The 25892-nt window shown below is 74.9% G+C and carries 26 protein-coding genes; 5 read left to right on the top strand and 21 right to left on the bottom strand.

Annotated elements, in window-relative coordinates:
* Positions 1-103: 103 nt before the first annotated feature.
* Complete coding sequence (locus ABD944_RS38225) at positions 104-727, bottom strand: sulfite oxidase-like oxidoreductase (protein ID WP_345185903.1); 624 nt, start codon at positions 725-727, stop codon at positions 104-106.
* A 257-nt stretch (positions 728-984) separates the two neighbouring features.
* On the opposite strand from ABD944_RS38225, the gene aroF reads away from it, so the two are divergent.
* From aroF to ABD944_RS38210, 3 genes are all read left to right on the top strand, one after another.
* Complete coding sequence (gene aroF / locus ABD944_RS38220; RefSeq protein ID WP_345185957.1) at positions 985-2031, top strand: 3-deoxy-7-phosphoheptulonate synthase; 1047 nt, start codon at positions 985-987, stop codon at positions 2029-2031.
* Positions 2032-2257: 226 nt separating this feature from the next.
* Positions 2258-3247, top strand: a complete 990-nt coding sequence (locus ABD944_RS38215; RefSeq protein WP_345185899.1) for a DMT family transporter — start codon at positions 2258-2260, stop codon at positions 3245-3247.
* A 40-nt stretch (positions 3248-3287) separates the two neighbouring features.
* Entirely contained in the window at positions 3288-4190 is a 903-nt protein-coding gene (locus tag ABD944_RS38210; RefSeq protein WP_345185896.1) for a DUF5954 family protein, read from the top strand.
* A 29-nt stretch (positions 4191-4219) separates the two neighbouring features.
* On the opposite strand, the gene thiI is transcribed toward ABD944_RS38210, so the two are convergent.
* From thiI to ABD944_RS38170, 8 genes are all read right to left on the bottom strand, one after another.
* Positions 4220-5464 (bottom strand): tRNA uracil 4-sulfurtransferase ThiI, encoded by a 1245-nt coding sequence (gene thiI / locus ABD944_RS38205; RefSeq protein WP_345185894.1) that lies wholly within the window; start codon positions 5462-5464, stop codon positions 4220-4222.
* Positions 5465-5568: 104 nt separating this feature from the next.
* Complete coding sequence (locus ABD944_RS38200; protein ID WP_345185891.1) at positions 5569-6594, bottom strand: 6-phosphofructokinase; 1026 nt, start codon at positions 6592-6594, stop codon at positions 5569-5571.
* Positions 6595-6761: 167 nt separating this feature from the next.
* Positions 6762-7226, bottom strand: coding sequence for an SCO6045 C-terminal-like domain-containing protein (locus ABD944_RS38195; RefSeq protein ID WP_345185887.1), 465 nt, complete (start codon positions 7224-7226; stop codon positions 6762-6764).
* Positions 7223-8032 (bottom strand): MbnB/TglH/ChrH family RiPP precursor modification enzyme, encoded by an 810-nt coding sequence (locus ABD944_RS38190; protein WP_345185883.1) that lies wholly within the window; start codon positions 8030-8032, stop codon positions 7223-7225. Before ABD944_RS38190 ends, ABD944_RS38195 begins: the two co-directional genes overlap by 4 nt.
* A gap of 1 nt (position 8033) precedes the next feature.
* The gene (locus ABD944_RS38185; protein WP_345185881.1) at positions 8034-9023 is read right to left on the bottom strand and encodes a TIGR04222 domain-containing membrane protein; all 990 of its coding nucleotides are present in this window, start codon (positions 9021-9023) and stop codon (positions 8034-8036) included.
* A 69-nt stretch (positions 9024-9092) separates the two neighbouring features.
* Positions 9093-9731, bottom strand: a complete 639-nt coding sequence (locus ABD944_RS38180) for a response regulator (protein ID WP_345185954.1) — start codon at positions 9729-9731, stop codon at positions 9093-9095.
* Positions 9732-9766: 35 nt separating this feature from the next.
* Complete coding sequence (macS, locus tag ABD944_RS38175; protein WP_345185879.1) at positions 9767-10948, bottom strand: MacS family sensor histidine kinase; 1182 nt, start codon at positions 10946-10948, stop codon at positions 9767-9769.
* Complete coding sequence (locus tag ABD944_RS38170) at positions 10935-11672, bottom strand: lysophospholipid acyltransferase family protein (RefSeq protein ID WP_345185877.1); 738 nt, start codon at positions 11670-11672, stop codon at positions 10935-10937. The genes macS and ABD944_RS38170 overlap by 14 nt, the downstream gene beginning before the upstream one ends.
* Before the next feature lie 368 nt (positions 11673-12040).
* On the opposite strand from ABD944_RS38170, the gene ABD944_RS38165 reads away from it, so the two are divergent.
* On the top strand, positions 12041-12916 hold the full coding sequence (locus ABD944_RS38165) for a hypothetical protein (protein WP_345185876.1): 876 nt from the start codon (positions 12041-12043) through the stop codon (positions 12914-12916).
* Here ABD944_RS38165 and ABD944_RS38160 read toward each other — a convergent pair.
* The 6 genes from ABD944_RS38160 to ABD944_RS38135 form a co-directional block, all read right to left on the bottom strand.
* A complete protein-coding gene (locus tag ABD944_RS38160; protein ID WP_345185875.1) occupies positions 12913-13608 on the bottom strand; it encodes an endonuclease/exonuclease/phosphatase family protein in 696 nt (231 codons plus the stop codon). The two genes, ABD944_RS38165 and ABD944_RS38160, sit on opposite strands and share 4 nt — an antisense overlap.
* Positions 13609-13610: 2 nt before the next feature.
* Entirely contained in the window at positions 13611-14579 is a 969-nt protein-coding gene (locus ABD944_RS38155) for an ROK family glucokinase (RefSeq protein ID WP_179842911.1), read from the bottom strand.
* A gap of 49 nt (positions 14580-14628) precedes the next feature.
* Positions 14629-15135 (bottom strand): hypothetical protein, encoded by a 507-nt coding sequence (locus ABD944_RS38150; protein WP_345185872.1) that lies wholly within the window; start codon positions 15133-15135, stop codon positions 14629-14631.
* A gap of 76 nt (positions 15136-15211) precedes the next feature.
* Positions 15212-15646, bottom strand: a complete 435-nt coding sequence (locus tag ABD944_RS38145) for an SRPBCC family protein (protein ID WP_345185869.1) — start codon at positions 15644-15646, stop codon at positions 15212-15214.
* A gap of 62 nt (positions 15647-15708) precedes the next feature.
* Positions 15709-16476 carry a metallophosphoesterase family protein gene (locus ABD944_RS38140; protein ID WP_345185865.1) on the bottom strand — a complete coding sequence of 256 codons (768 nt, stop codon included), beginning with the start codon at positions 16474-16476 and terminating at the stop codon, positions 15709-15711.
* 99 nt (positions 16477-16575) lie between these two features.
* Positions 16576-17271, bottom strand: a complete 696-nt coding sequence (locus tag ABD944_RS38135; protein ID WP_345185861.1) for a copper homeostasis protein CutC — start codon at positions 17269-17271, stop codon at positions 16576-16578.
* Positions 17272-17506: 235 nt separating this feature from the next.
* Between ABD944_RS38135 and ABD944_RS38130 the strand changes: the two genes are divergently transcribed.
* Complete coding sequence (locus ABD944_RS38130; protein WP_345185848.1) at positions 17507-19297, top strand: AMP-dependent synthetase/ligase; 1791 nt, start codon at positions 17507-17509, stop codon at positions 19295-19297.
* Between the two features lie 19 nt (positions 19298-19316).
* Here the strand turns inward: ABD944_RS38130 and ABD944_RS38125 are convergent, their stop codons facing one another.
* The 6 genes from ABD944_RS38125 to ABD944_RS38100 all read right to left on the bottom strand — a co-directional run.
* On the bottom strand, positions 19317-20003 hold the full coding sequence (locus ABD944_RS38125) for an NAD(P)H-binding protein (RefSeq protein WP_345185844.1): 687 nt from the start codon (positions 20001-20003) through the stop codon (positions 19317-19319).
* Between the two features lie 70 nt (positions 20004-20073).
* The gene (locus tag ABD944_RS38120) at positions 20074-21363 is read right to left on the bottom strand and encodes a DUF1996 domain-containing protein (protein ID WP_345185841.1); all 1290 of its coding nucleotides are present in this window, start codon (positions 21361-21363) and stop codon (positions 20074-20076) included.
* 30 nt (positions 21364-21393) lie between these two features.
* A complete protein-coding gene (locus tag ABD944_RS38115) occupies positions 21394-22026 on the bottom strand; it encodes a DUF4142 domain-containing protein (protein ID WP_345185837.1) in 633 nt (210 codons plus the stop codon).
* Between the two features lie 127 nt (positions 22027-22153).
* On the bottom strand, positions 22154-23665 hold the full coding sequence (locus ABD944_RS38110) for an NADH-quinone oxidoreductase subunit NuoF family protein (protein ID WP_345185834.1): 1512 nt from the start codon (positions 23663-23665) through the stop codon (positions 22154-22156).
* Complete coding sequence (locus ABD944_RS38105) at positions 23662-24558, bottom strand: ferric reductase-like transmembrane domain-containing protein (RefSeq protein ID WP_345185831.1); 897 nt, start codon at positions 24556-24558, stop codon at positions 23662-23664. Before ABD944_RS38105 ends, ABD944_RS38110 begins: the two co-directional genes overlap by 4 nt.
* A gap of 16 nt (positions 24559-24574) precedes the next feature.
* The coding region (locus ABD944_RS38100) for a hypothetical protein (RefSeq protein ID WP_345185828.1) at positions 24575-25892 on the bottom strand (1318 nt) is incomplete at its 5' end.

Genomic DNA, 25892 nt, shown 5'->3' with positions numbered 1-25892 from the left:
TCATCGCCGCGGGTGCGCCTGTTGCCGATTTACCGAGGTCTCGAATGGGACACGTTCGGCCGACCGGAAGTCCCGCGCCGGCGGACCAATCGCGCGGATCCGATCACAGCGGGGGCGACTCGCCCTCGTCCTCCTGATACGAGTAGCGCTGCTCCCGCCACGGGTCGGCGACGTTGTGGTACCCGCGCTCCTCCCAGAAGCCCCGGCGGTCCTTCACCAGGTACTCCACGCCCCGGACCCATTTCACGCTCTTCCACGCGTACAGGTGCGGGATGACGATGCGGACGGGGAAGCCGTGGTCGGGGGTGAGGCGCTCGCCGTCGCGGTGGGTGGCGAACATCGTCCCGTCGGCGAGGAAGTCGCTCATCCGGATGTTGGCGCTGTAGCCGTACTCGGCCCAGACCATGACGTGCGTGACGTCCGGCGCGGGCGGCGCCAGCTCGGTGATCGCCGTGCCGGGGACGCCCCGCCATTCGTTGTCCGGGATGGTGAACTTGGTGACGCAGTGGAAGTCGGCGACCGAGGCGGCCTTCGGCAGCGCGTCGAACTCGTCCCAGGTCCAGCGGTGCTGCTCCCCCGACTCAGTGGCGCCGAAGACCCGGAAATCCCAGTCCTTGGGACGGAACTTCGGGACGGGGCCGTAGTGCAGGACGGGCCAGCCCCGGGGGACGTACTGCCCGGGCGGCAGTTCGCCCGGCTGCGGCGCGGGCTGTTCGGGGTGGGTCATGACGCGGCCATCCTGCCATCCGGAGTGAGCTGAGCCATATCCGGGGTCCGCGGGGGGCCGCGGGTCCCGACATCGGCTACGCTTTCCCCGTGCGCAACGTCGTGTATTTCTTTTGGCCCGACCAGCCCGGACGGCTGGTCTGCCAGACGCTGCGCTGACAGACCACGAAGGCGAAAGCCCCGGGCCGGCCGGCCCGGGGCTTTCGTCGTTCCGGGGACCGGCCGGCCTCCCGGGGCATGAACGAGAGGCAGCAACCCATGGTCGTCGTCATGGCCCCGGAGGCCAGCGAAGCGGACGTCAGAGCCGTCGTCTCACTGGTCGAGACGGCAGGAGGCGACGCCTTCGTCAGCCGCGGAGTGGAGCGGACCATCGTCGGGCTGGTGGGCGACGTCCAGCAGTTCGGCTCGCTGAACCTGCGCGGGATGCGCGGCGTCAGCGACGTCATCCGCATCTCGGCGCCCTACAAGCTGGTGAGCCGCGAGAACCACGCCGAGCGGACGGTCGTCCGGGTCGGCGGGGTGCCGATCGGCCCCGGCACCATGACGCTGATCGCCGGCCCGTGCGCGGTGGAGACCCCCGAGCAGACCCTCGGCGCGGCGCAGATGGCGCAGGCCGCGGGCGCGACGCTGCTGCGCGGCGGCGCGTTCAAGCCGCGCACGTCGCCGTACGCGTTCCAGGGCCTCGGCGAGGCCGGGCTGCGCATCCTCGCGGACGTGCGCGAGGAGACCGGCATGCCGATCGTCACCGAGGTCGTGGACGCCGCCGACGTCGAGCTCGTCGCCTCCTACGCCGACATGCTGCAGATCGGCACCCGCAACGCGCAGAACTTCGCGCTCCTGCAGGCCGCCGGCGAGTCGGGCAAGCCGGTCATGCTGAAGCGCGGCATGAACGGGACGATCGAGGAGTGGCTGATGGCCGCCGAGTACGTCGCGCAGCGCGGCAACCTCGACATCGTGCTCTGCGAGCGGGGCATCCGCACGTTCGAGCGGGCGACCCGCAACACCCTCGACATCTCCGCGGTGCCGGTGGCGCAGCGCCTCTCCCACCTGCCGGTCATCGTGGACCCGTCGCACTCGGGCGGCAGCCGCGACCTGGTCCTGCCGCTGACCCGCGCGGCGATCGCGATCGGCGCCGACGGTGTGATCATCGACGTGCACCCGCACCCGGAGACCGCCCTGTGCGACGGCCCGCAGGCCCTGGTCGACGGCGACCTGCGCGAGCTCGCCAAGCTCGTCCGCGACCTGCCCCCGATCGTCGGCCGCTCCCTCACCAGGAGCGAGGACCCCGACGCCGTGCCCGCCTGATCCGCCCGCCCCGCCCGGCCGTCCGGCGGGGACGCCGAACGGGTATCGTCCTGAACCATGGCTTACTGGGCACCTGATTGCGGACCGCCGCGCTCCTGACGGGGCGCGGCGACCGCATTCCTGCTGATCACGACACGGCCCGGCGCGACCACGCGCCCCGGCCGCGCCGTCCTGCGCCCCGAATCCGGATCCTCCCTTCCGATTCGAGCCCAGGAGCCCTTCTCCCGTGTCACAGAACACCTCTCTTCGGCGCGCGTCCGAAAAGCCCTCTCGGTCCAGTGCCCGGCGCGGCGGCGCCGACGTCCTGCTCGCGGCGTCCCTGTGGGGGACGACCGGCACCGTCCGCACGTTCGCGGACGGCGCGTCCCCGTACTCGGTCGCCGCGATCCGCATCATCATCGGCGGGCTCGTCCTGCTGGCCCTCGCCGCGTGCACGCGCCGCGGCGCGGGGCTGCGCCGCCTGCTGACGGACCGCCGCAACCTGCCGCTCGTGGCCCTCGGAGCGGCCGCCGTCACCGTCTACCAGACGGCGTTCTTCGTCGCCGCCGGGCGCACGGGCGTCGCGGTCGGCACCGTCGTCACGATCGGCAGCGCGCCGGTGTTCGCCGGCGTGATCGGGCTGCTGGCGCGCGGCGCCGCGCCCACCGGACGGTGGGCGCTCGCCACGGCGGGGGCCGTCGCGGGCTGCGCGCTGCTCGTCGGCGGCGGCCGGGACGCGGGCGCGGAGCCGCTCGGCATCGGGCTGGCCCTGCTGTCCGGGCTGTCGTACGCGGTGTACGCGACGGTGGCGTCCGTCCTCATCACCCGGGGCGAGGAGGACCGGGCCGTCGCCGCGGCGCTGTTCGGCGCGGCGGCCCTTCCGCTGGTCCCCGTGCTGCTCGCCGGGCCGACGGGCTGGCTGCTCACCGGGAGCGGCGCGCTCATCGCGCTCTACCTCGGCGTGATCACCACGGGCGGCGGCTACCTGCTGTTCGCCCGGGGCCTGCGCACCACGCCGGCGACGACGGCGACGACGCTGACGCTCGCGGAGCCGGCGGTGGCGGCGGCGCTCGGCACGGTGCTGCTGGGCGAGCGGCTCGGCGGCCCGGCGCTCGGCGGCCTCGCGCTGCTGGCGGCGAGCCTGGTGGTCCTCGTGGCGCCCGTCCGCCGGCGCGGCTCCGGCGACGGCGCACGGGGCCGCGGGGAAGGCGCACAGGGCGGTAACGAATTGGTCTGAACCATTGGCCGGGCACGGCGCGGCGAGGATGATGACCGGCATGACGACGGGAGATGGTGACGCCGGGGGGCGGCTCTTCCCGGAGAACCTGGACGGCGTCGATCCGGTCGCCGCCGTGCTGCTGGCGGACGCGCGCCGCGCCCTGGCCGCCTACCCGGAGCTCGTGGCCCTCGGCGCCGTGTTCACCGCCGCCGAGCGGGTTCCGGGCGGCTGGCAGGTCGTGTGCCCGTTCGACCCGCTGCCGCAGGGCGCGCGCGAGATCCTCGCCGACCACCTGGAGGACCGCGCCGCGGCGGACTACGGAGCCCGGGCGCGCGACCTGGCGGCCGCGGCCCGGACGCTGCGGCGCGAGCCGGCCGACGAGGTGACCGCGGGCGGGCGGCGGTTCCGCATCGCGCGGATCGAGCAGCTGGCCCGCACCGGGCCGGACGGGCCCGAGCCGCCCCGCCCGACCGACCTGGATCCGCTGCCGTCGTGCGGCCGCGTCCCGCCCGTCCGGCCGCACGAGCTGCTGCCCGACGACGGCCCGGCGTCCGACCTCGCGACCGCCGAGCTGCTGTGCCAGGTGCTGGACGCCGCGGCGGCCAGGGGGAACGAGCCGTCCGGCGCGTTCCTCACCCCGGTCGCGCTGGCGCCCGCGTTCACGGTCGCCGAGCGCGGCGAGCGGCGCTGGCGGCCCGTGGGGCGCCTGTACGACGCGCCGCAGCAGGCCCGCGACTCGCTGGCCACCTACTTCAGGCACGTGGTGCCCGCGGTGGAGAGCCCCGCCGAGGACGACGTCGCCCGGTTCGCCGAGGCGGCGGAGCTGCTGGAGGACGACAGCCGCCGCAACGGCATCGCCGTCGCGGGCCGCCGCTTCCGCATCGTCCGCATCGAGCGGATCACCCTGATGGGCCCGGACGGGCCCGAGCCGCCCCGCCCGACGGACTTCGACGCCCGCTAGCCGCGGGCCTCGGACGCCGGGCGGGCGGGTCAGACGGCCGGGTCGCCGTAGGCGGGCCGGTGCTCCTGGACGGACGCGGCGAGCTGGTCGGCGAGCTCGCCGACGTCGAGGCGCTTCTCGATCTGCCGCAGGTCGTCGATCTTGGCCCGGGTCTCGGCGCGGCGGGGCGCGAGCAGGGTGCAGCAGTCCTCGTCGGGCAGCTCGGAGATCGTCAGGGTGCGGATGCGGCGCGCCTGGTCCATGATCTCGACCTTGTCCATGCCGACGAGGGGCCGCAGGATGGGCAGCTCGACGGCGTCGTCCAGCGCGGTGATGTTGGCGAGGGTCTGGCTGGACACCTGCCCGAGCGCGTCGCCGGTGATCAGCGCGGAGCCGCGCAGCCGCCGGGCGAGGACCTCCCCGGTGCGCAGCATCAGCCGCCGCTGCGCGATCACCGCGAGCCGGTCGGCGCCGGACGACTTGATCTGCTGCTGCGCCTTGCCGAACGGCACGACGAACAGCCGGGACCCGGTCTGGAACTTGTCCAGCTCGCGGACCAGCGCGTACGCCTTGTAGATCGACTCGGGGCCGGTGAACGGCATCCCGGAGAAGTGCAGGTAGTCGACGCGCAGGCCGCGGCGCATCATCCGGTACGCGGCGACGGGCGAGTCGATGCCGCCCGACATCAGCACGAGGCCGCGGCCGCTCATCCCGACGGGCAGGCCGCCCTGCCCGGCGAGGCCGCCGGAGTAGACGAACACCTCGTCGCGGTCGACCTCGATCGACAGGGTGTGGTCGGGGTTCTTGAGCCGGACGGGCTGGCCGTAGCGGGCGGTGACGAGCGTGCCGATGTGCCGGTCGAGCTCGGTGGAGGTCATCGGGAACCGCTTGTCGCGGCGCCGGGACCGGACGGCGAACGTGCCGGTCCGCCCGTCCATGAGCTCCAGGGCGGCGCGCTCGACGCTGGCGAGGTCCTTGCCGACCCGCCAGGCGCGGTGCGCCCAGACGATGCCCATGACGTCGGTGATCCGCTGCGCGACCCGCTCCATGGTGGCCAGGTCGGCATCGTGTTTGCGGACGATGAAGACGCCGTGCCGGCGGACGACGTCCACCCGGGCGATCGGCCGGACGGCGGTGCGCACGTTGTCGGCGAGGCGGCGCTCGAACTGCTCGCGGTTCTTGCCCTTGAGGACGATCTCGCCCAGTTTGAGCAGCACGCACGGCTCACCGTCGACCGGCGACTGCTCCCGGACGTCCGCCGCCGCGGTGCCGGGCGCGGTGTCGAGCGTGGTCATGCGTGATCCTCCTGGCGGGAACAGGGTAAAGAGGGGACCTCCAGTGTGGCCCAGAGAGGCCAACACCGCGACCCGCATTCCCTGTTCCCGCCCGGGCGGGACGATCAGCCGAAGAAGACCTCGGCCTCGGAGTAGCGTTCCAGCGGGACGGTCTTGAGCTCCTTCGTCGCCTCGTCGAGGCCGACGCGGATGATGTCGGTGCCCTGGAGGGCGACCATCTTGCCGTAGTCGCCGTCCTTGACGGCGTCGATCGCCTGGAGGCCGAAGCGGGTGGCGAGGACGCGGTCGAACGCGGTGGGGGTGCCGCCGCGCTGGATGTGCCCGAGCACGGTGGCGCGGGCCTCCTTGCCGGTGCGCTTCTCGATCTCGTCGGCGAGGGCCTGCCCGATGCCGCCGAGCCGGACGTGCCCGAACGCGTCCCGCTCACCGGTCTGCAGCTGCATCTGCCCGTCGATGGGGTGCGCGCCCTCCGACACCACGATGATCGGGGCGTAGCGGGTCTTGAACCGGCTCTCCACGTACTGGCAGACCTTCTCGATGTCGAAGGGCCGCTCGGGGATGAGGATGACGTTGGCGCCGGCGGCCATGCCGACGTGCAGCGCGATCCATCCCGCGTGCCGGCCCATGACCTCGCAGATCAGCGCGCGGTGGTGGCTCTCGGCGGTGGTGTGCAGCCGGTCGACGGCCTCCATGCCGATGTTCACCGCGGTGTCGAACCCGAAGGTGTAGTCGGTCGCGTTCAGGTCGTTGTCGATCGTCTTCGGGACGCCGACGACGTTGACCCCGTTGGCGTACAGCTCGCGCGCGACGCCGAGGGTGTCCTCGCCGCCGATGGCGATCAGCGCGTCCACGCCGAGGCCCGCGAGGTTGTCCTTGATCCGCTCGACGCCGCCCTCGACCTTGACCGGGTTGGTCCGCGACGAGCCGAGGATCGTCCCGCCGCGCGGCAGGATCCCGCGCACGGCCTGGACGTCGAGGGCCACGGTGTCGCCTTCGAGGGGCCCGCGCCAGCCGGCCCGGAACCCGACGAACTCGTAGCCGTAGACCTGGACGCCCTTGCGGACGACCGCGCGGATCACCGCGTTCAGGCCGGGGCAGTCTCCGCCTCCGGTCAGCACTCCGACGCGCATGCCGTCACCTTCTCCCGCCACCGGGCTCCTCCCTCGGTCCACGTTCTCAGCCTAGTCGTCGCACGCGGCGGCGCAGGCCTCCGCCGGATGCCCCGGCGCGCCGCCAATGGTCTAGACCATAGCCCGTGGCAGGGCCCCGCGGCACTTCGTTCGCGGCGACGGCGCCCTCAGCCGGACGGGTCCCGGCCGAAGACGCGGACCCGGCCGCGGAAGGCCGCCGCCACTCCCCCGGGCACGCGCCGCGCCGCGACCCCGCGCGGGCGCGGCGGGGCCTGCCCGTCATAGGACCACCGCACCTCCGCCAGCGCGAGTTCCCGCGCCGCGTCGCCCGCGAGACGGTCCCGGTTCGCGCGCGCGAAGTCCCAGCCGTCCCGGAAGGAGCCGCGCGTCGGGCGCTCGGCGGCCCACGCCGCGAAGACCGCCTTCCAGGACGTCCCGTACGAGGCGGACAGGGCCGGCCATGCGCGGGCGACCTCGCCCGCCCGCTTCAGCAGGATCCCGTGCGCGGCGGCCCGCACCGCGCCGGCGTCGAACCCCTCCGGCATCGGCCCGCCCGCCGTCATGGCCCGGACGAGCGCCTCCTGCGCCGCCGCCAGCCCGGCGTCGAATCCGCTCGTGTCGGATCCGCTCATGTGACGGGCTCCAGTCCGGAGGCGGCGGCGACGGCGTCGAGCTCGGCGCGCAGCTCCGCGGCGGGCGGGTAGCGGCCGTCGCGCTCCAGCAGGAGGCCGGGCGGGCGGCGCCGCGCGCACAGCTCCGCGACCAGCTCCAGCACCTCGGCGGGAACGGCGGCGGCGTGCGTGTCGTGGTACCGCCCGCCCTCCTCCGAGCCGCCCGCGACGTGGCAGTAGGCGACGCGGTCCAGCGGGAGGCGGTCGAGGAGGTCCGCGGGGTCCTCGCCGCGGTTGCGCGCGTTGGCGTACACGTTGGCGACGTCCAGCAGCAGGAGTGCGCCGGTGCGCTCCAGCAGCTCGGTGAGGAAGTCGGCCTCGGAGTACTCGGCGTCCGGCCAGTCGAAGAGGGCGGCGATGGGCTCGACGGCCAGCGGGACGGGCAGCTCCGCCTGCGTCCGGCGGATGTTGGCGGTCAGCGCGTCCAGCGCGGCCCGGGTGCGCGGCACCGGCAGCAGGTGCCCGGCCTCGACGCCGCCCGCGCGGACGAACGCGACGTGCTCGCTCGCCAGCGGCGCGCCGAGCGCCTCGGCGCAGGCGGCCAGGTGCGCGACGCGCTCGGCGGCCACGGGCTCGGCGCCGCCCAGCGACAGCCGCACCCCGTGCGGGACGATCGCCGCGCCGCGGTCGCGCAGCGCGAGCAGCTCCGGGACGGGCTCCGCCGGATGCACCGACTCGGCGATCACCTCGGTGAAGCGCAGCCCCGGCAGCGCGCCGACGAACCCGGCGATCTCGGGACGCCAGCCGATCCCCACGCCCAGCCGCATCTCAGCCCCCTCCGCCGCAACCACCGCCCCCTCCGCACCTCCCGCCGCCGCCGCAGCCGCTCCCGCCCCCGCCGCAGCCGCTCCCGCCCCCGCACGAGCCGCCGCCTCCGCAGGAGGAGGACGAGCACACCAAGGCGGTCGAGGAGCAGGAGGAGCCCGAGTGGCCGCCGGAGGCGGCCGCGACCCCGGCCATCTCCAGGTACCGGCCGAGCCCCACGGTCTGGGCGAACACCGGGTCGAGCGCCAGGAGCGCGGCCGTGCCGAACAGCGCCACGCCCATGAGCGCGTCGGGCGCCGGCAGCCCGGCGTAGGACGGCTCGTTCGCCGGGTCCAGGGCGGAACGGGACTCCTTGATCCGCTCGACGGCCAGCTCGCCCTCCCGCGTCCGCTCGGCGCCCGAGGCGAGGCCGAGGGCTCCGAAGCCGAGACCGATCAGCTCGGCGATCGGCACGAGCTTCGCCGGGAACCCGCCGAAGGCGTCGGTCATGACGAAGGCGACGAAGCCCAGCATCATCCACCCGAACATGACCGCCTGGAGGTTGCGCAGCCGGCGGCGCCCGGCCGGCGCGAGCACCATCCCCTGCGCGGCGAGCCCGTCGCGGAGCCGGTCGAGCTCCGCGCGGACGCCCGGCTCGGCGGTGAGCTCGGCGAGCGTTCCGGCCCGCAGGTGCGCGACCGCCCCGAAGACCGCCGCGTCCAGCGGCGTCCCGGCCGCGCGCGGCCCCGCGGCTGACGGCTCGGTGGCCAGCAGCCTGCCGTCGGCGTAGGCGTCGACCGCGCCGTCCAGCCGCAGCGCCGTGAGCGAGGCGGCGATCGCGTGGCGCCCTCCGCCCCGCAGGTAGGCGACCTCGTAGGGATGCAGATCGCGCGCCGGAGGCCTGCCCCGCCGCATCACGGCGCGCAAATTCCGCAGGACCGCCAGCAGCACGAGCCCGACCAGGAGGTGGGCCGCGAGGAACCCCAGCGCGGGCCCCAGGATCTCGTCCGTCATGACGCGCTCCCGTCGCTCTTCGCCTTCTGGCGTTGAGACGCAGGCGCCGCCGCGGCGGTTCGCCCCGCGCTACTCCTCCTCGTCGAGGCCCTTCTCGATGGCGTAGCGGACGAGTTCGACGCGGTTGTGGAGCTGGAGCTTGCCGAGGGTGTTCTGCACGTGGTTCTGCACCGTCCGGTGGGACAGGACGAGGCGCTGCGCGATCTGCTTGTAGGTCAGCCCCTTCGCGACGAGGCGCAGCACCTCGGTCTCGCGGTCGGTCAGCCGCGGCGCGTCGTCGTCCTCGCGGGCCGGGGCGGCGGCGAGGCGGCGGTACTCGCCGAGGACGAGCCCGGCGAGCCCCGGGGTGAAGACGGCGTCGCCCTCGCCCGTCCGCCGGACGGCGTCCAGGAACTCCTCGCGGGCGGCGGACTTGAGCAGGTAGCCGGTCGCGCCCGCCTTCACCGCCTCCAGGACGTCCTGCTGCTCGCCGCTGGCCGACAGCACCAGCACGCGGACGGGCGGGTCGGCGGCGGCGAGGCGCCGGGTCACCTCGACCCCGCTGAGGTCGGGCAGCTGGAGGTCGACCACCGCCACCTGCGGGCGGGCGGCGGCGGCGATGCGGACGGCGGCGCGGCCCTCCCCGGCGGTCGCGACCACGTCGTGCCCGACCTCGCCGAGGTCGCGGGCCACCGCCTCGCGCCACATCGGATGGTCGTCCACGACCATGACCCGCAGAGGCCGGAGGGGAACGTCGCTCACGGTCACACCCTAGCCCGCGGCACGGTCATCTCGACCTCGGTCCCGTCGCCCTCCGCGGAGACGATCGACACGGTTCCGCCGAGGTCGGCGATGCGGCCGCGGATGGACTGGGCGACGCCGAGCCGCCCGTCCGCCGCGGCCCGGTCCAGCCGCCCGGGAGGCATGCCGGGGCCGTCGTCGCGGACGCTGACGGTCACCTCGCCCTCGCCGTCCTCCAGCAGGACCCACGCGCGGGCCCCCTCGCCGCAGTGCCGCCGGACGTTGTCGAGCGCCGCCGCCACCGCCGCCCCGACCTCCCCGGCGGCGTGGGCGGGCAGCCGCACCTCCGTGGCGGGCGTCGACACCGTCACGGAGGTGGAGGCGTGCCCGGTCAGCAGCGCCCGCAGGTCCGTGCCGCCGCCGGAGGCGTCCGGGGGCGGCGCCGCCGGGCCCGCGCCGACGAGGGCGCGCAGCGCCGCCTCCTGCTCGCCCGCGAGGCGGCCCAGCTCGGCCGCCTCGCCGCCGAGGCCGATGCCGCGCAGCCGCCCGATCGCCAGCACCTGCAGCACCGAGTCGTGGATGCGCCGCGCCAGCCGCTCCCGCTCCCGGGTCGCCGCCTCCAGCTCGACGGCCCGCGCCAGCCGCGCCTCCGCCTCCCGCGCGAGACGCACGACGTGCCCGACGACGAGTCCCGCGAAGAACAGCAGCACGATGCCGTTGAACGTCGTGCCGCCGATGCCGCTCGTCCCGGCGGCCGCGTGCACCAGCAGGTTCGCGGCGGCCAGGACGGCCGCGGCGGCGACGCCCGCCCGCCGCCCGCCCGCGACCGCCCACGCCAGCACCGCGGCCGCCACCCACGACACCGGCAGCGTCGGGCGCCCGGCGGAGATGTTCCCGGCCTCCTCCACCCACGCCGTCGCGAGCACGCACCCCGCCGCGACGGCGAGGTCGGCGGCCAGCAGCGGCCGGCCGCGGCGCGCCCGGCCGCTGCCGGCGAAGGCGGCGGGGCCGAAGGCGAACGACGCGTAGCCGGTCCATCCGGCCATGAGGGCGAGGACGGCCCATCCGCCGAAGGGGTGGGCGTAGCCGCCGTGGTTCATGGCGATCACGACCGCGGCGTAGCACAGGGCGAGCCCGCGGTAGACGGCCACGGCCCGCCACAGCGCGGTCTCCAGGCCCGTCCCGCGCGGCTCAGCCGCGGTCACTCAGCCCTCCGTCGTCGTCCTCGACCGGACGCACCTCCTTGCCGGCCAGCTCCGCCTTCACCTCGGCGGAGTACCGGTCGACGTACTCCTGCCCGGACAGCCGCTGGATCGCCATCATGATCTCGTCGGTGATCTCGCGGAGCACCTCGTGGTCGTCCTCGCGCCCGTAGTAGCGGGAGAAGTCCATGGGCTCGCCGAACCGCACGCCCGGCCGGATCCCGAGCCGCGGGTACGGCCGGCCGGGCGGCATCAGCTCGAACGTGTTGACCATCGCCATCGGGATCACCGGCACCCGCGACTTCAGCGCCAGCCGCGCGACCCCCGTCTTGCCGCGGTACAGCCGGTTGTCGGGCGCCCGGGTGCCCTCAGGGTAGATGCCGAGCAGCTTGCCCTCGCCGAGGATGCGCAGCCCCGTCTGCAGCGCCGCCTCGGCGGCCGAGCCGCCGGTCCGGTCGACCGGCACCACCCCGACGCCGGTGAAGAACCCCTTGCTGATCAGCCCCTTGATCCCCCGGCCGGTGAAGTACTCCTCCTTGCCGATGAAGAAGATCGGGCGCATCAGCGGCAGCGGGCCGAAGAAGTGGTCGGCGAACGACAGGTGGTTGCTCACCATCAGCGCCGGCCCGCGCTTCGGGACGTTGCGCGCCCCCCGGTTCCGCGGCCACCACAGCAGGTACATGACCGGGGAGAGGACGATCCTCAGCAGGATCCAGAACCAGAGCATCGTATGCGGGTACCTTTCCCTCGGACCGGACGCCCCCGCGCGGGCGTGCCCCGGTCCTGGCCGACGGGAGATGATGGGACATCCTCCCACTCTCCGTCCCACCGATCTACCGGCCGGTACCCGTCACCGGGACCCGGTCGCCCCGGCGGCGGGCCGGGAATAACCGTAGGCTCGAAGCGGTAAATCTCAATCGAGTGCGCCGGAGGGCTTGTCCCGGGCGGCGCAGCGAATACCGTGGGACACACGTTTCGGGGTGTCCGGGAGTGCCTCCACGCGGGGGCGACCGGGCACCACATGTCAATGGGGGGAGCGGAGGCCGCCATGCCGGTGCTGTCGGTCACGCCGGAGTCGTCGAAGGAGCCGGCCCCGTGAATCGCCGTGGCAATGGACTGTCAGCGGAGACCTACGCCCCACTGGTCGACCTCGCGCCGCATCTCGCGGACGCGATGCTGTCGGCGCTCGGCGAGGCGGGCGTCGCGGCCTACGCGGCGTCCCCGTCCGGCCTGCCGGAGATCGCCGAGGCGGCGGCGGAGCCGGTCGCCGGCGACGTCCTCGACCGGCTGTACGTGGACGTCGACATGAAGCCGGCCGCCGAGGGCATCCTGCGCGTGCACCTCGCCCGGCTCCGCGAGGCCTCGGCCCGCGGCTCCGACGGCGACCGCGACGGCTCCGAGCTCGCCGACGCCGACCTGCCGGGCCCCGAACGCGCGGACGCCGAGCGCCTCGACGCCGCGGAGCGCGCCGGGACCGGCCTCGCCGACCCGGGCGCCGGCCAGGCGGGCGCCGCCGCCGAGCGCGACGAGGACGCCATCTGGGCCGAGATCGTCGCCGGGTACGACACCGTCCCCGAGGGCGACGAGGTCCCGTGGCCCGACGAGGAGAACATCCGCGAGCCCGCCGACCCCCCGGGCGAGGGCGAGGACCGCACCGGGCGGCTGCCCCGCGCCCGCGTGATCAAGCCGGCCGAGGAGGCGGCGTTCCCGGCCGGCGACGACGATGACGACGAGGGGCACTACGTCCCGCCCCCTCCCCCGCCGCTGCCGAGCGCCGACCCGCTCACCAAGGGCGCCTGGATCGCGCTGATCGGCGGCCCCGTCTACCTGCTGGTCACCGTCATCCTCGACTGGGAGGTCCCCGGCTGGGCGGCCTTCCTCGCCGTCGCCGCGTTCATCGGGGGCTTCGTCACCCTCGTCCTGCGCATGGGCGACGAGCCCCGCGACCCCGACGACGGGGCCGTCGTCTAGGGCGGCCCCAGCTCGGCCAGCACGGGCCGGTGGTCGGTGGCCAGGGCATGGTCGCCGGCGTCGTCGGGCGGCACCCCGCACGCGGTGATCCGCACGGCGGGGTCGGCGAAGACGCCGTCGATGCGGCGCTTCGGGTCGCGCGCGGTGAAGGTGAGCTCCCCGCCCGCCGGAGCGGCCGCGTACGCGTCCTGGAACCGGTCGGCCAGCAGCGACCAGGACGGGCCGCCCGGCTCCTCGTTGACGTCGCCCGCGAGCACGACCGGGGCGCCGTGGCGCTCACGGGCGCGGTCGAGGTGGGCGAGGATCTCGTGGACGTGCCGCAGGCGCGGGCCCTCCGCCAGGTCCAGATGGGTGCTCGCGGCGATCAGGCGGGCGCCGCCGACCTCCAGGACGGCGATCGCGAGGGCGCGGCGGTGCAGGCCCGGGTCCGGCGAGAGCAGGTGGAACTCGCGGGCCACGCGGCGCACGTGCGGCGCGGCGAGGACGGCGAGCCCGCAGGCCCGCCGCCCCGCCGCGATCCGCAGGCCGCAGTCCCGCGCCAGGCGGCGGCGCCGCAGCCGCCACCCCCAGAAGCGCGGGACCTCCTGCAGGCACACCACGTCCGGGGCGTTCGCGCGGACGACGCGGGCCACGGCGGCCGGGTCGTCGCGCAGCGACCGGACGTTGTAGGAGAGCAGCCGGACGGCGGCCACGCCTAGACGATCACGTCCTGGAACGGGCGGACGCGCGCCAGGTCGGCGGCCCCGACGATGCCCGCCGCGGAGCCCAGCTCCGCGATCCGGATGTCGGGAAGCGGGCGGTGGCCGCGACCGGTCAGGGCGTCCTCGAACGCGGAGCGGATCGGGTCGAGCAGCAGGTCGCCGGCGTCCGACAGGCCGCCGCCGATGATGAAGGCGCCCGGGTCGAGGATCGCGCTGAGATCGGCCAGACCCTGGCCCGCCCAGTGCGCGATCGTCCGGAAGCACTCCAGCGCCGCCTTGTCGCCCTCCCGGGCCGCCTGCGACACCTCCGGGCCGCTGATGCCCTCGGGCCGCCCGCCGCCGAGCTCCAGCAGCCGCCCCGCCATCGCGGGCGCCACCCGGGCCAGGTCGCGCGCCTCGTGCACGAGGGCGTTGCCGCTGGCGTACTGCTCCCAGCAGCCGCGGTTGCCGCAGCCGCAGCGGCGCCCGTCCGGGACGACCCGGAAGTGCCCCATCTCCGCGCCGATGCCGAACCGGCCCCGGTACAGCTCGCCGTTGATGATGATGCCGCCGCCGATGCCGGTGCCGAGGGCCACCAGGACGAGGAAGTTCTCGCCGCGCCCGGCGCCGAACCGGGCCTCGCCCCACGCGGTGGCGTTGCCGTCGTTCTCCACGACCACCGGCAGCCCGACGAGGCTCTCCACCTTCTCCTTGATCGGCTCGTCGCGCCAGGCGAGGTTCGGCGCGAACAGCACGGTGGAGCGGGTCTCGTCGACGAAGCCCGCGGTGCCGAGCCCGACCGCCGCGACCTCCTCGTACTTGCCCTTCAGCAGGTCGACGACCTCGGCGATGGTCTCGGCGGTCTCCTTGGGGTTGGTCGAGGGAGTCGGCCGGCGGACCTTCTCCAGAATCGTCCCCCGGTCGTCGACGACCCCCGCGGCCACCTTCGTGCCGCCCACATCCACGCCGATGGTCAGGGCCATGTAACCCTTCCTCCTCCTCGCGTCGCCCCTGGCTGGAGCCACTCCCGCTCTACCCGATGTCGATGGGGCCGCCGGTGGCGGCCGACCACGGGTCGCCCGGATCGGGACGTTCCGACCGATCGGACGTACCCGCCCGCGCGCCCTCCGACGCCTCCGGCGGCCCGGTCCGGTCGGACCCGCGCGTCCGGGGGGACCCCTGCGCCCGGTCGGGCGCGCGGGTCCGGTCGAACGCCGCCGCCACGTCCAGCGCGGCGGCGACCAGGGACCGCCCGGCCTCGCGCAGGTGCCGTCCCACGTCGCCGCCGGACTCCCGCTTGATCGCGATGGCCCGGCAGACCGGGCAGTCGCGGCACTCGGGGGCGCCGGTGGCGATGTGCGGCCCGCGGGCGCGCCCGCCCGGCCCGCCCGCCGGCTCGTCGGCGATGGCACGGTCCCACACGTCCCCGGCCGGCTCGTCCCGGCCCGCGCGCTCGTCCCGGCCGCCGCCCATCCGCCTGATCAACGCGTCGACGAGCTTGGCCGCCTCGTCCAGGACGTCGCCCGGCTGGTCGCTCATGTCTCCATCTTCCATCCGTCGTCGGCGTGAACGGTATCGCCTCCGCGCCGTGTTCAGGCCACCGCCTGCGGCGGGATCAGCCCTCCACGTGGCGCCTGAGGCCCTTGAGGGCGGAGTCGATGATCCGCTTCTCGCCCTTGCGCTTCACCATGCCGATCATGGGGATGCGGACGTCCACGGCCAGCTCGTAGGTGACCTCGGTGGCGCCGCCCTCCTCCGCGAGGACGTAGGAGCCGTGCAGCCCCGTGACGACCGTGCCCGGCTCCACCAGCTCCCACGTCACCCGGTCGTCGCCCTCCCAGGTGTAGGCGAGCCCGACGGTGTCGCTGAACGGGCCGCCGTCGAACGTGAGCCGGGCGCGGGCGGCCCGGCCGTCCTCGCCCGTCTCCTGCACGGTGAACTCGCGGATGCCGCTCGCCCACCGCGGGTACGCCTCCAGATCGGCGATCACCGCCATGATCTCGGCCTTCCCGGCCTTGACCGTGATGGAGGAACTCGTGCGGTCCGCCATCTGCGTCTCCCTCCGGCTCGCCCCGAACCCCTGCGGGCCCGCTGTCCCTAGAGAAGTATGGTTCACACCGTCAGGACGTAGGGCACACCGCGCGCGCGGAAGTGCCCGACGTTCACGCATTCGGTGCGGCCGATGCGGATCCGGCTCGCGAGCGGCTGATGGACGTGCCCGAACAGCACGTACCTCGGCTGCGTGCGGTGGACGGCTTCGAGGACGGCCTCGCTCCCGCGCTCGAACCTGCGCGCCACGGTGTCGTACAGCAGCTCGGGGACGGCGGGCGGGATGTGGCAGCACAGCACGTCCACCTCGCCGACCGCCTCGACCTTGGCCGCGTAGGCCTCCTCGTCCAGCTCGTAGGGGGTGCGGTACTCGGTGCGCAGGCCGCCGCCGACGAACCCGAACCGCAATCCGCCGATCTCGGTGGTCTGGCCGTCCAGGACGTGGTGGCCGTCGCGCAGGTGCGCGTCCCACAGCCGGGGGACGTCGACGTTGCCGTAGGTCAGGTACGCCGGGGCGGGCATGGCCGCGAACAGCTCGGCGTACTGGCGGTTCACGGCCCGCTCGATGTGCGGCCGGGCGTCCCCGTCCAGCGAGGCCCACAGGCCCCGGGAGAACTCGCGGGCCTCGTCGAAGCGCTTCTCGGTGCGCAGCCCGATGAAGCGGTCGGCGTTGTCCTGGCCGAACAGGTCGGCGAAGATCCCCTGCCCGTGGTCGTGGTAGTCGATGAACAGGATCAGATCGCCCAGGCAGATGAGCGCGTCCGCGCCGTCCGCCGCGCCCGCCAGCGCGTCCGCGCGGCCGTGGACGTCGCTCACCACATGGATCCTCATGAACCGAATGTAATAGCGCCGACCGCCGGAGTGAACGGGAGGGTCATGACGTCCGGCGCGACGTGGGCCGTTCGCAAAGGCTCGGTCGGCGGAGGGCCGTCAGCCGGCGGCGGCCGCCACGAGCGTGCGCCACTCGCGGACGAGCACGGGGTCGACCGGCGCGTCCCAGTCGCCGTCGGGACGCACGGCCGTCCCCACGTGGAAGGCGGTGACGCCAGCCGCGGCGAGAACGGCGACGTGCTTGCGGCGCAGCCCGCCCCCGGCCATGATCATCTTGGCCGCGGCGGGGTCCCCGACCGCGCGCCGCACGAGGACGTCGACCCCGGCGTCCACGCCGCGGGACGAGCCCGCCGTCAGCACCGTGTCGAGGCGGCCGCCGAACGCGCGGACGACGCCCCACGCCTGGGCGGGGTCGGCGGCGTGGTCCAGCGCCCGGTGGAAGGTCCAGGGCAGCGGGTCGGTGTCGGCGGCGAGCTTGCCGGTGGCGCCCGCGTCGACGTGCCCCGAGGAGTCGAGGAAGCCGAGCACGAACCCGTCGGCGCCCGCGTCGGCGAGGCCCGCCGCGGCGCGCCGCAGCCGGTCCAGCTCGGCCCCGGTGGTGCGGAACCCCGCGTTGGCGCGCAGCATCACCCGCATCGGCACGGACGTGGCCGCCCGGATCGCCGCGACGAGATCGGGGTCGGGGGTGAGCCCGTCCGCGGCCATGTCGGCGACGACCTCGACGCGGTCGGCGCCGCCCTCCTGCGCCGCGCTCGCGTCGTCAACGGTCAGCGCGATCACTTCGAGCAGCGACATGGCGACCCCCGGAACCCGTTGGCGGTGTGCGACCGGGTCAAGGGTAGGCGACCCGGCGGCGCGCTCCGGGGGCCGCCGGGCGGTCTTTGCCGTGCCGTTAACAGCCGCCGTTCGCGGCGGTGTTGCTACTCGTGGGTATCATGCGGCAACGGAGGAGTTCACGCGCCGCCGGCCGGACGGCCCGGCGCGCCCGGGGCTCCCCGCCGTCCTCGAAGACCGACGACAGGAGTGGGCCGTGCGCGAGTTCAGCGTCCCCGCGATGGTGGAGGTCCCCGACTCCGCCACTCTGACCGACGCGCCCTTCACCCGGGCCGTCGAGGAGCCGGGCCGGATCGTGCTGCGGCGCAAGAGCGGCGACGCGTGGAGCGCCGTCACCGCGGCGGAGTTCGCCGCCGAGACGGCGGGGATCGCCAAGGGCCTGGCCGCCGCCGGCGTCGAGCCCGGCGACCGCGTGTGCCTGCTGTCGCGGACCCGCTACGAGTGGACGCTCCTGGACTACGCGATCTGGGCGGCGGGCGCGATCTCCGTCCCGATCTACGAGACGTCCTCCGCCGAGCAGATCGAGTGGATCGTCGGCGACTCCGGGGCCAGGGCCGTGTTCGCCGAGACCGACGAGCACGTGGCGACCGTCGCGGGGCTCCGGGACCGGCTCCCCGGGCTGGCGCACGTGTGGGGCATCGACGCGGGCGGCGTCGCGGAGGTCGCCCGGCTCGGCGCGGACGTCGGCGACGACGTCGTCGAGGAGCGCCGCCGCTCCCGCTCCGCCGCGGACGTCGCCACGCTCGTCTACACCTCCGGCACCACCGGGCGCCCCAAGGGCTGCGAGATCACCCACGGGAACCTGGTGTCGACCGCCCGCAACGCCGTGCAGGGGGCGATCGCCGAGGTCGCCGTCGAGGGCAGCTCCACGCTGCTGTTCCTGCCGCTGGCCCACGTGTTCGCCCGGCTGATCGAGGTCGCCACCATCGAGGGCGGCATCGTGCTCGGGCACAGCGACGTCCCGAACCTGCTGCCGGACCTGGCCTCCTTCCGGCCGACGTTCCTGCTGGCCGTCCCCCGCGTGTTCGAGAAGGTCTACAACGGCGCCGAGCAGAAGGCCGCGGCCGACGGCAAGGGCAAGATCTTCAAGAGGGCGGCCGACACCGCGGTCGCCTACAGCCGGGCGCTGGACGACGGCGGCCCCGGGCTCGGGCTGAAGGCCCGGCACAAGGTCTTCGACGTGCTCGTGTACCGCAAGCTGCGCGCCGCGGTCGGCGGACGGGTGCAGTACGCGGTGTCCGGCGGCGCCGCGCTCGGCGAGCGGCTCGGGCACTTCTTCCGCGGCGTCGGGATCACGATCCTGGAGGGCTACGGCCTCACCGAGACGACCGCGCCCGCCGCCGTCAACCGGCCCTCCGCCCTCAGGATCGGCACGGTGGGCCCGCCGATCCCCGGCGTCGACGTGCGCATCGCCGAGGACGGCGAGGTCCTCGTGCGCGGCGTCAACGTCATGCGCGGCTACTGGAACAACGAGGCCGCCACCAAGGAGGCCCTGGAGGACGGCTGGTTCCACACCGGCGACCTCGGCTCCCTCGACGAGGAGGGCTTCCTGCGGATCACCGGCCGCAAGAAGGAGATCCTCGTCACCGCCGCGGGCAAGAACGTGGCGCCCGCGCCGCTGGAGGACCGGCTCCGCGCGCACCCGCTGATCAGCCAGTGCCTCGTCGTCGGCGACGGCCGCAAGTTCATCAGCGCGCTCGTCACCCTGGACGAGGAGGCGCTCGGCCCGTGGAAGGCCCGGCACGGCAAGCCCGAGGCGATGACGGTGGACGAGCTGCGCCGCGACCCCGACCTCGTCGCCGAGATCAAGGCCGCGGTCGCCGACGCCAACAAGTCGGTCAGCCACGCTGAGGCGATCAAGAAGCACGTCGTCCTCGGCGTCGACTTCACCGAGGAGGCCGGGCACATGACGCCGAGCCTGAAGGTGAAGCGCAACGTGGTGATGAAGGACTTCGCCGACGAGATCGACGCCCTCTACACCGGCTGAGCCGGGGCGGCCCCCGCGGTCAGGCGCCCGGCGCGCCGCCGGACGCGGGGCGCAGGGCCGCGACGGCGTCCCCGATCGGGGTGGAGCCGTTGAGCAGGTCCAGCGTGAGGCGGCGGACGTCGCCGGCGTCCAGCAGCGCCGCGATGACCGCCGCCACGTCGTCGCGGGTGACCGCGCCGTGCCCGATCGGCGGCTCGGCCAGCGCCACCAGCCCGGTGGGCGGGTCGTCGGTGAGGCGGCCCGGCCGCAGGATCAGCCAGTCCAGGGCGTCGCGGCGCCGCAGGTCGTCCTCGGCCGCGCCCTTGGCCCTGATGTAGGCCTCCCAGACCTCGTCGCGCCCGGGCGCGGGCGGCTCCCCGGCGCCCATCGCGGAGATCTGCACGAAGCCGCGGACGCCCGCGCGCTCGGCCGCGTCCGCCGCCAGCACCGCGGCGCCGCGGTCGACGGTGTCCTTGCGCGCCACGCCGCTGCCCGGGCCCGCCCCGGCGGCGAACACGACGGCGTCCGCGCCGGTCAGGTGGTCGGCCACCTCGTCGAGGGTCGCCGACTCCAGGTCGCACACGACCGGTCCCGCGCCGGTGTCCCGGACGTCCCCGGCGTGGCCGGGATTGCGGATGATGCTCAGCACGGTGTCCCCCCGTGCGGCCAGCAGCCGGGACAGCCGCAGTGCGATCTGCCCGTGCCCGCCCGCGATCACGATGTTCATGCCGCGATCGTAGGACGCGGCGGGCCCGGACGCGCGGACGCGCGCCCGGGCCCCCGCGGACCGGTTCCGCTCAGCGGCGGGGCTTGATCCGCGTCCCCGCCCTGGAGCCGTTGATCGCCTTGACCGCCTTCGCCATCAGCTGGTCGTCCATCACGTTGATGAGGTCGCCGTGGTCGGTGACCGGGTCGTGGCCCGACTCGGGGAAGCTGTCCAGCGCGAACGCCAGCGGCTTGGCCGGCAGGTTGTAGGCCAGGGTCATGCGCAGCTGCGGCACGGCCTTCGTGCCCTGCGGGCACTGCCCCGTCCGCGGGTCCGCGAACCGGATGTGGTCGCGGTGGTTGGCGCTGTCGGTGTTCTGGCCGTCCCAGCAGCTCGGGAAGTTCAGCACGCGCTCCACCTTGCTGCCGCGCGGGCACAGCGGGTACTTGTCGGTGAACGCCCGGTTCTCGAACCCGCTGCACGTCCAGCTCGCGTGCGCGTTCTTCAGGCCGTTCGTCACGGCCTTGGCGTCACCGGCGACGACGCGGATGAACCGCGGCATCGCGGTCACCTTGGCGCGCGGGTTGCCGAGGTACTGGATCTTGACGCTCGACGGGGTGACGATGCTGCCGACGTTGCCGTCCGCCTGGCTCTGCTGCGCCCGGTCCGAGGTGTCCTGACCGCCGCGGAGCCGGATCACCGGCCAGAAGTAGGCCGACTTGTCGCCGTTGGTGCACGTCGTCCCGGCGGCGGCGAACGTCTCGTCGGTGGAGAACGCGTTCGTGTCGAGATTGCCGACGTAGTCGTGGATGTGGTGCGCGCCGTTCACGACGCCCGGGGCGGCGAGCACGTTGTCGGGGTTGCTGTGGGCCTGGCCCTTGTTCACGCCGCAGCTGGACGCGAACACGCCGGTCGAGGCCTGGCGGCCGCGGCGGGGCTGCCGCACGCGCGGCGCCTTGCGGATGTCGACGAACTGGTCCGCGCGCAGGCTCGGATTCGCCGGAGCCTGCCCGCCGTTCTGGCCACCGTTCTGGCCACCGTTCTGGCCGCCATTTTGGCCGCCGTTCTGCCCGCCGTTCTGGCCGCCGCCGGGCTGCTGGCCGCCCTGCGGGTCGGCAGGCGGAGTCGTCTGGCCGCCGTCGATCGGGCCGCCGTCACCCATCTGACCGCCGTCACCCATCTGACCGCCGTCGCCCATCTGGCCGCCGTCGCCCATCTGGCCACCGTTCTGCTGGCCGCCCTGGGGGTCGGTCGGCTGCGCGGCGGGGTCGGTCGGCTGGGCGGTCGGGTCCGCCGCCGCGGCGGGGATCCCCTGGTAGACCGTCGCGACCAGGGTCAGCGCCGGGATCAACGCGGCGAAGGCTTTCTTCTTTCGTCCCATCGAAAAACTGCTCCCTTTGCGGGGTCTCCGTCAGTGCAGAGCGCGCCTGGGAACCAGGCCCGTGCTCTCCAGCAGCGACATGTGCGTGTTGACGAATTTCAGGCACCGTTCGGCGAACGCGCGGATCTCGGTGTTCTCGGTCGCGGCGCGCACCTTGGCGATGACCGTGAAGACCTGCCCGTGGGCGGCACGCAACCGCAGCACGAACGTCTTGTCATAGTCGGCGCCGTATTTTCCCGACATCTCCCTCAGCCAGCTCTTCTGGCTGCCGTTGGGCTCGTTGGGAAGCAGCACGCCCAGTTTCTGCGCCTCGGCGCGGGTGTCGGCGTCCAGCTGCATGTGCTGGCGCATGATGATCTCGCCGACCTCCTTCACCCGGGGGCTGGAGGCGCGCTGCGCGGCCTGCTGCCCCGCGGGCATCTCCCAGAGGCCGGCCTGCCGGACCTTCACCAGGAGCTGCCTGTCCAGAGTGCTGAGCCGGCCCCAGCGGGTGTTGACGGTGCCACCGAGGTTCGCCGCGCCGCTCGCGGGCGTGCCGACCGGGCTCATGACGACCGCGAAGGCCGCCACGACGGCGGCCGCGGCCGCCAGCACCAGCAGCAGGCGCCCCTTGCCGAGGCGCGGGAGCGTGCGCTTTCCGGCGATTCCGTAGGATTTCCTCAAGGGCTCTCGTCCCTCCTTCCAAGGATCTCTCGACGGACCCGGCGCGGGTTCGTCCGGAGATACGCAGCGGAACGCCCCGGGGGTTCAACGATGTCCACCTGTTGTCATTTCTTTCTGCGCCCGGAATTCAACGCCGCGAGGGTGCCCCGGGGACTCCGCCGACGACGCGAAGCGCCAATGCGGGGCACATCGCGACCGCCTTCTGAACGTCCTTCTCCATCCACGACGGAATGTCGGTGCCGAGCACGACGGGAAAGCCGTACCGGTCGAGCTGGATCAGCTCGGGCACGAGGTAGGCGCACAGGCCGTGCCCGTCGCACCGGCTCCAGTCGATCGCGACCCGCCCCTCCGTGCCGTCCGGCACCGGCAGCGGCAGCACCCCGTAGGTCGACTGGCCGCACCCGCCTCCCCACCGGTGCGCGTCGATGTCGGCGGTGAAGGCCTCCATCGCCGACAGGACGAACCTGGCCGTCCCGTCGGGGTGGGTGCAGGCGCCGCGGCCCCGGCCGACGCCGGCGGCGCGGCGCACGCCGTCCACCGTCCCGGCCCCCTCGGTGAGCGCCATCAGGGACCGGACGACGTCGGGCAGCCCGAGCCGGCACGGCCCGCACTGCCCGGCGGACTGCGCCGCGAGGTAGGAGGCGATCCGGGTCACCTCTCCGAGGGGGCAGGTGCCCTGGGTGAGCGGCAGGATGATCCCCGCGCCCACCGTCCCGCCGACGCGGCGCATCCCCGCGCGCGACAGGACCGCCCGCGACACCGCGGCCGGGTCGAGCCACATCCCGTGGTAGCCGCCGACGAGCACGCCCGGCGACGCCGGCACCCCGCAGTGGTCGAGGACGGCCCGCAGCGGCGTGCCGAGCGGCGCCTCCACGACCTGCGTCCCGCCGATCGTCAGCAGCGTGGTGCCCGGCTCGTCCTCCGTTCCGGCCGAGGCGTACAGGTCGGGGCCGAGGGAGACGAGCACCGCGAGCTGCGCGAACGTCTCGGTGTTGGACAGCAGGGTCGGGAAGCCGTCCACCCCCGAGTCGGACGCGCGGACCTTGACGCCCGGCGGGATCGGCGTCTCCCCGTTGATCGCGCGGATCACCGCGCCGCTCTCCCCGGAGATGAACCGCTCGGTAAGCCGCACCACCCGGGCCGGCATCCGCCGCTCGCTGATCGCGGCGCGGACCGACCGGGCGGCCTCGTCGCTCTCGACGGCCAGCACGATCCGCTGGGTCCCGAGCGCGCTCGCCGCGATCTGCGCGCCGTCGAGCACCAGGTGCGGCGCCCTGCCGAGCAGCACCTTGTCCTTGGCGCTGCCGGGCTCGCCCTCGGCGCCGTTGACCACCACGACGACGTCCTCGCTGGACCCGCGCTCGTCGCCCCTCTCGCCGGGCAGCAGCGCGGTCCGGTCGGCGGTCGGGTGGTCGACCCGCGCCGCGACCGCCATCAGCTTGCGGGCGAACGGGAACCCCGCCCCGCCGCGTCCCCTCAGGTCGACCTGCTCGGCCATGCGCACCAGGTCGTCCAGCGCCGGCGCGCGGAGCCTGCCGTGCACCGCGAGGTGCCGGTCGAGGTCCAGCCGGTCGAACCGGTCGAACCCGAGCGTCAGCCGCGGCCCGCCGATATTGGAGACGGTGACGGTCGAGGTCATCGGAGGACCTCGGTGTCGCGGTCCGGTCCGGTGACGGGCATGCCGCGCGGGTCCGCGACGGTCTGCCGGGAGTCCGCGAAGTCGCGCGGGTCGCCGAGGTCGCGCGGATCGTCGAACGGGTCCTCCGCCGCCCGGGCGCGGGCCCTCGCGGCGGCGCGCCCCTCCTCGTGCTCGCGCGCCGCCATGGCGCGCCGGTCGCGGCGGCGGCCCGCGCCGTCCGGCAGCGAGAACGCCTCGACGTCCTCGCCGGCCCGGTGGACGTCCCGCGGCCTGATCACCACGACCATGCGGGTGACCAGGGCGAGGACGACGAACACCACGCTCATCACGTAGCTCAGCACGACCCACGGCGCCGCGGCCCGTCCGGTGATCAGGCCGTGCACGATCGCGAGCGGCCAGGACACGTAGGCGACGGCGTGCATCGACCGCCACACCCAGGCCTTGCCGCGGAACGCGAACCGCGCCCGCAGCAGCCCCGTGACCACGATGAGGAGCATCAGGTCGGAGGCGAGGGTGCCGAGGCCGATCGCGCCGGCGTCCGGCACCACGACCTGCACCGGCAGCGCGAGGCCGCTCATCACCTTCACCGTGACGTGCGCGACCAGCATCGCCGTCGCGACGACGGCGGAGGCGCGGTGCACCGCCTGGGCGAGCACCCGGTGCCGGATCTTCAGGATGAGGCGCTCGGTGGCCAGCAGCCCGCTCATCACCGCGGTGGTCAGCGCGACCAGCGCGAAGACGCCGGCGTAGAAGCTGAGGAAGTACTGCACGTTCGCGACCGCGACGGCACCCTGCGGGGTCGCCGCGCCGACCAGCACCAGCACCGCGCCGGCGAGCACCACGCGCAGCGCCCAGGTGGGCACCGCGGGATCATCACTGTTGCGAATTCGCACCGCTCGGACTCCTGTTCTAGGTGGCGGCCGGCGCCGGGGCGCCGGCCGGTCCGGCGCCGTCCTTCTCCGGCTTCTTGCCGGGGGACGGCGTTGACGACGGAGAGTCGTCCGCGGCGGGGACCGGGCCGAGGTTGGCCAGCAGGCCCCCGGGAAGCACCTGGAGGACGCCGCGTTCGGCGAAGCCGAGGAGCGGCTTGGCGCGCTCGCGGAACGTCCAGCCGCCGATCTCGGCGCCGTCGAGCGGGACCGCACCGCCGCCGCGGCGCAGCCCGAACGCGACCTCGGCGCGGGGCGCGGCCGCCCCGCCGCAGGGCCGCCCGGAGCCGGTGCGGCCGAGCGCGTCGCCCTGCTCGACGACGCTGCCGTCGCGCAGCTCGGTCACGCCCCGCATCCCGTAGTAGGTGGACGCGAGGCCGCTCGGGTGGATCACCATGACCACCGCGCCGGCCTGGCTGGAGCAGAACCGGTAGAGGCGCCCGCCGCCGGCGGCGAGGACACGGCCGTCGCCGCCGGAGAACGCCAGCGACGCCAGCGGGCGCGCCGCCACGGCGTCGTCGGAGGTCGTCATCGACCACGCCTGGCCGGTCTTCCACGGCAGCATCAGCCGGTCGCCCGCCCGCGTCCCGTTGACGAGCGTGGCGGCCTGCGCGGCGCTCAGCGCGCCGTACCTGCGCAGGAGCCTCGACTCCGCCGGCGACATGAGGTCCGCGGGGGCGGCTCCGAGGAGCGAGGCGAACGCCGTCGCGCCGGACAGCCCGACCTGCCACTGGCGGCCCGTCCAGTGGGCGGCGTAGAAGGCGAGCTCGGGACCGGCCGCGCTGGCCTCGGGAACCGGGATCGCACTGGTGCCGAAGACCCAGGTGCGGTCGGCGCTCTGGCGGGTGGCGCCCACGAACGGCTGCCGTGTCAGCGCCGCCCCGTAGGCCTGCCGCGCCGCGGCGCCCCGCTGCGCCAGCGTCAGCCGGCGGACCTGCGTGGCGAGGACCCCGAGGTCGGGCCCCGCCGGAGCGGTGGCCGTGCCGCCGCCGGCCACCGGCCGCCGCTGCGGCTGCTGGGGCCGCGCGGGCGTGCCGGCGCCGGGCCTGGACGGCTTGATCGCGCGCTCCGAGCCGACCGGGCCGGAGGACCCGCCGACGGGGCCGCCGTCGAGCAGGGCCCGCTCGGCGATGCCCAGCAGGGACAGCCCGACCGCGGTGGACAGGACGATCGCGCCGATGCTCAGCCGGTCGGCGGGCCGCCTGCCGCGGCGCGGCGTCGCCTTCGGCCCGGGACGCGGCGGCGCCTGGCGCCGCCGCTCCTGCCGAGGGGGGCGCCGCGGGGGGCCGCCCCGCCCG

This window comes from Actinomadura verrucosospora (genome assembly GCF_039540335.1).
GTDB classification, from domain to species: Bacteria; Actinomycetota; Actinomycetes; order Streptosporangiales; family Streptosporangiaceae; genus Spirillospora; species Spirillospora verrucosospora.
This window is presented reverse-complemented; position numbering and strand designations above follow the sequence as displayed.